The organism is Aestuarium sp., assembly GCF_023253315.1.
GTDB classification, from domain to species: domain Bacteria; phylum Pseudomonadota; class Alphaproteobacteria; order Rhodobacterales; family Rhodobacteraceae; genus Marivivens; species Marivivens donghaensis.
Genome location: NZ_JALRGW010000118.1, coordinates 259 through 888, shown reverse-complemented (window position 1 = coordinate 888; position 630 = coordinate 259). Strand labels below are relative to the sequence as shown.

The following is a 630-nucleotide window of genomic DNA, read 5'->3' as shown; positions in this document are numbered from 1 at the left end:
CGCCCCAGGCTGCAACACAGGCGAGCTCCATGGGGAAGCGCAGTTTACGGAGGTTGCTCAGGGGGCGCGCGGGGCGAGCCTGGTCACAGACAACAGGCCGGCGCAAAAAAGCCCTGACTATAGATCCGGATTTCACCTGCTCACTGGACTGGACTACTTGAGCAGTAGCAGAGCACTCACCCGGGCATTCAAGTGCCGGGCTCACTCACCCTCCCTGTAACATATGTTTTTGTTTTTATGAATTTGCCCATAAGAACCAAAATTAAATATTTCGATATTTCGTGCCCCCCCCTCAGTGGGGGGGATTGGATCTAGGCAGTGATAACAGCGGCTGTGCGCGCCTAGGCGGCAGCAAAGTTACCCCCCCTCTCGGGGTGGTTAAAGAGAAAGTTGCCGTCGTGGTCGTCCTCGTCCGTCGGCATCGCCGCGCCGTTGGCACCGCGGTGCGCCGTGCCGTGGATGATGAGGTCCCGGGTGCGGTCGAGGAGTAGACGGGCCCAGCCACGGTGCGCCGTGTGCCCCCAGGCCTTCTGAATGCGCTGCCTGTACATGCCCTTGGTCCGCTTGGCATCGTCGTTGTGGTACGAGACGTGAATCCGCGCCAGCTCGTGGGCGATGATGTCACAGATT

1 protein-coding gene is annotated in these 630 nt (G+C 59.8%); it reads right to left on the bottom strand.

Features of this window, described 5'->3' with window-relative positions:
• Positions 1-341: 341 nt before the first annotated feature.
• Positions 342-630, bottom strand: a 289-nt coding sequence (locus AC1QQ2_RS14515) for a hypothetical protein (RefSeq protein ID WP_479713678.1), incomplete at its 5' end; no start/stop codon positions are given.